Origin of the sequence: Tsuneonella litorea (assembly GCF_025154015.1) — a bacterium.
GTDB classification, from domain to species: Bacteria; Pseudomonadota; Alphaproteobacteria; order Sphingomonadales; family Sphingomonadaceae; genus Tsuneonella; species Tsuneonella litorea.
Genome location: NZ_JAOAMV010000016.1, coordinates 1 through 4013, shown reverse-complemented (window position 1 = coordinate 4013; position 4013 = coordinate 1). Strand labels below are relative to the sequence as shown.

Here is a 4013-nt window from a genome sequence, read left to right as displayed (position 1 = left end):
CCTCATGGCCTGAGATGAAGCTGGGGAGGGGAGAACTCCGCCAATCGGAGACGAGTTGCGATTGGACTGACACCACCCGCCGGTCACATGAGCACGCGCCAGTACGCTCGTTTGGTAGATGAGTGGGTCACAGCAATCGGCCTTCGAAAGTCCGAGTACGGGACGCACTCGCTCCGCCGGACAAAAGCCGCGATGATCTACCGCGCCACGGGCAACATCCGCGAGATCCAGATACTGCTGGGTCACACCAAGATCGAGAATACCGTTCGCTATCTAGGGGTCGACGTCGAAGACGCCCTGCTGCTGGCGGAGCGCACCGAAATCTAACCTAAGCTGCGGTCGGCCGCCCACTTCGGTCGACCGCTTTCAGGCTTACGACAAGGCTGGACGATGGACCGCTATCAGGGTGGAAACTGAGCGGCAGCCGGACAAAGAGCAGCCCGCAGGGAAATGTTCGCTCGCGTCCGAGCCGACGTTCAGCGTGCTAGCCGGGCTGCAACGCTTCGCGCCTTGCTAACCCTGCGTGTCCAGAAGCTCCAAGTAGCCAGCGAACCCAATATCGACAGAGCGACGCCCGAAAGCGTCATAGCAAGTTTCCATGCCAAACCGCCCACCTTCGCTGAATGCACCGGGTACGCCTTCTCTGATAGCCAGGCTGAGCCGTTTGCTGTTGCCGCATCCTCAATTGTGACCTTACCGTCCGCAGCAACGCTGACCTGCGTCCGGCCATTCGGAGTCCATTCGAAGGGCTGGCGCATTCGCACCGCGATCGGATCGCCAGGTTTGGCCGGGAGCGTGATCCGGCGAATGGAAGCTCCGGGGAAGCGAATCTTGGCAAACGCCAGCGCCTCGGCGGCATCGAAGCCAGCCGGGCGCTCCAGCGCCTCTTTCGGGCGTACCTCCGCGCCAATCAACGCTGAGCGAAGCGGCGCGAACACCATCACGATCCCGGTGAGCATCGTTACCACGAGAAGCGGCGCGGCCAATGCTCCGAGGTCTCGATGGTGGCGAACGATCGGACCTGGCCGAAATCGTTGCGGCAAGAGGCGCAACTCGAATTTTTGCCGCGTCCTCCACCACAAGATCAGCCCGGTGACAACGAACAGCAGGCCAGCGATCCCGGCGAAGCCCGTCACCGTCTCTCCAATTTCACCTGCGAAGAGGTGGTGGTGCAGGTCAAATAACCACAGTTCTGGGCGTTCCCATTGGCTTGCCCAGCGGGTCACTACGGTCCCGTCTTGCCGAACATAGGCGCCACTGCCGTCGGCAAAGACCAGCTGGTGAAGTCCGATTTCCTCGCTGGCGAAGGTGATACGCGACAGCGCCCCCTCCGCTTGTGCCCGCTCGGTAATCGCCGCGATCGCCGCAACGTCCTCGATAACCGGGTCACCGGCACCGGGCAGCATCACCCATTCGCCTTCCCAGACGAGGATCGCACCCGTCAGGCCGAGCAAGGCAAGCAACAGACCAACAAGCGATCCTGCCCAGCGATGAACGAGGGACAGCAGCTTCACGATGGCTTCGCCACTTCCTCGACCTTGCGCACCTCAGAAATTTCCCTGCCAACGCAGCGTGAAGGCGCGGCCGCGCCCGGAAGAGTAGTTTCGGTCGTTGATGAAGTTGGCGGTCTGCGATGTGTAAGTCACATACTGTTCGTCGAGCAGGTTTGCGATGCCGAGCGTAAAGCGCCCGGCGTCGTCGGAATCGTAGCTGAGGATCAGGTCGACCAGCGTGTAGCCGTCGAAGTCGAATCGCGGCGCACCTCCATCGAAGCGACGGTCGAACAAGCGCGAAACCTGGACTCGGCCGCTGAGCTTTCCGAAGAGCGGCGACTCGGCGAACAGATTGAGACGATCAGGCGCGATGTTGCGGCCGTCGAGGTCACGGTCTACCACGCCATCGCCGTTGCTATCGTAGCGTCCATCGAGCGCAGCGAAGGCAGCGCCAAAGCGGGCGCCGGAGTCAAACGCGTAGCTGGCCGAGAGTTCCAGCCCCTGGATTTCGGTGCGCTCTCGCTGGATTACGCCGGCGCCCCCGATCACCTGGATGCGGGAGCCCAGATCTGAGTTCGACCAGAAATAACTCGCTGAGAGGTCGAGGCCACCGCGGCGCCAGCTCGAGCCGAGCTCAATATTATCGGCGATCACCGGTTGGAGGTCGACGAGATCCTCGACGTTCTGTCCCGGCGTGCGCACCGCCCGCAGAATGAGTCCGGCGTCGGGCATCGTGAACCCCTGGGCGTAAGAAGCGAAGACCGACAAGCCCTCGAGCGGCTCGACGACGATGCCGGCATTCTTGAGCAAGGTGTCGAAGCTTGGCGAGCCGCCCTCGACGAACGTGGAATTTGAGCTGGCGATAGTGGTGAAGTCGGGCACATCCAAGGTGACGTTCTCCCACCTCACGCCTCCCGAGACGCGCACCGCGTCGCCGAGCAGGCGCTGCTCGAGCTGCACGAACGGGGCCCAGCCACGGTAAATGAGGTTGGGGACCCAGAGGCGTCCGGTCTGAGCCAGTTCCTGGTTCGTCCGGTCGCGCAGGTAATCGGCGCCAGCGATGACCTGCAAACCGTGCCACAAAGCGTCCTCGCGAGAGAAGGTTAGCTTGGCGCCATACTTCTTCGATCCCAGCGCGGACTGGTCGAACAGCGTTCCGACCGGGGCAATCGCTGGATCCTGGAAGACCGGGAACGTGTCCCCGCCGTAGAGCGCGTAAAAATCGTAGTAGAAGCCCTGGAGCGACAGCGTGCCTCCTAGCAGATCGCCGTGACGATACGTGGCAGCGAAGTTCTTCGCGTCGTTCCGCGTGGGATCGCCGGCAGGATCGCCCGCGATCGAGGTGGCGGGGATCCCTGCCAGCGCGTTGCCGGGCACCGCTTCATAATCGCCGTCGCCTTCCAGCTTGAACAGGTTAGCCATCAGTTCGATTCGCTGGTCGGCGTCGAGCGCGTAGCCGACTCGGGAAAAGAAGCTCCAGCTCTTCGAATCCATGATGTCGCCCTGCGTGGGGTCAACGACCACCGGACGATCGGCGCCATCGTAGAACAGATCGTTGCGCTCGAAAGCGCCGCCCAAGACGAAGTCGAATGCCCCGATTTGCCGCCCCGCCAAGGCTGAAGTCCGGTAGTGGAAGCCGTTCTCCTCAAAATCATCCGTGCTGATCTCGGCGGTGGCTCGTCGCAGCCAGTCCCCGTTCGCTTTGGGACGCACGGTCACGTAGTTGATGACACCTCCCGTCGCGCCCAGTCCCTGAATCGCGTTGGCCCCATAGATCACCTCGACACGGTTGACGAACGCGGGGTCGATGGTGAAGCCGCTTCTCTTACCATCCCGCAGGGGAGTCGTCTGGGGAATGCCGTCCACCATGTAGAGTGGCGTCCGGCCTCGTAGAGACTCGCCAGTGCTAGTCATGCGTTGGCGTCCAGGCGCGAGGCTCGGGATGGAAAAGCTGAGACTGTCGATAAGGCTGGGGCTGACTGCGAGCTGGGTTGTCACCGTCTCCCGGTCGAGAACTCTCACCGTGTTGGGTATCGCTGTGATGGGCGTCGGCACGCGCGTCGCGGTCACGATGATTTCCTCTGAACGCTGACGATCACCATTTTGCCCGGTCGGATCTGCCACGGTCGGCGCGGACGGGTCATCCAACGGTGTCGTTGGTTCCCCTGCCACATCGGCTGCCGCGGCGGCTCCGCTGCACAACGTCAACAACGCTACGCCTGAGCCAAGATAGAATTTCATCGATGTCTTCTCCAGAAGGGAACGGACGCCCGCTAGAGCATACTGCAAATGATTTGCAATAGTGATAATGACCGGTCGGCAAAGGGGCGCCTGGCCAGGCGATAGCCCGCTTGCCACTGGCTTGATAAAATCAACGTGGGCACAATGGCCTTGCGAAGCCTCGAACCGAGAATGGGCAACCCTCGAATGTCCGCACTGGGGTCTATTCTGTTGAAGAAGTCGGGTTCTGCGTTGCTGGCAGGCTGACGCGGATCGGGGGCGAGCAGCTTTCCTCGCCCG

General features: G+C 62.0%; 3 protein-coding genes and 1 pseudogene. 1 reads left to right on the top strand and 3 read right to left on the bottom strand.

Going from position 1 to position 4013, the window contains the following annotated elements:
- Nucleotides 1–81 precede the first annotated feature (81 nt).
- Nucleotides 82–327: pseudogene (locus N0B51_RS14730) on the top strand (tyrosine-type recombinase/integrase); the annotation flags it as partial.
- Between the two features lie 149 nt (nt 328–476).
- Here the strand turns inward: N0B51_RS14730 and N0B51_RS14725 are convergent.
- The 3 genes from N0B51_RS14725 to N0B51_RS14715 all read right to left on the bottom strand — a co-directional run.
- The gene (locus N0B51_RS14725; protein WP_259963354.1) at nt 477–1514 is read right to left on the bottom strand and encodes a PepSY-associated TM helix domain-containing protein; all 1038 of its coding nucleotides are present in this window, start codon (nt 1512–1514) and stop codon (nt 477–479) included.
- Nucleotides 1515–1547: 33 nt separating this feature from the next.
- Nucleotides 1548–3734, bottom strand: a complete 2187-nt coding sequence (locus N0B51_RS14720; RefSeq protein ID WP_259963353.1) for a TonB-dependent receptor — start codon at nt 3732–3734, stop codon at nt 1548–1550.
- 32 nt (nt 3735–3766) lie between these two features.
- A partial coding sequence (locus N0B51_RS14715) for a hypothetical protein (RefSeq protein WP_259963352.1) occupies nt 3767–4013 on the bottom strand: 247 nt, incomplete at its 5' end.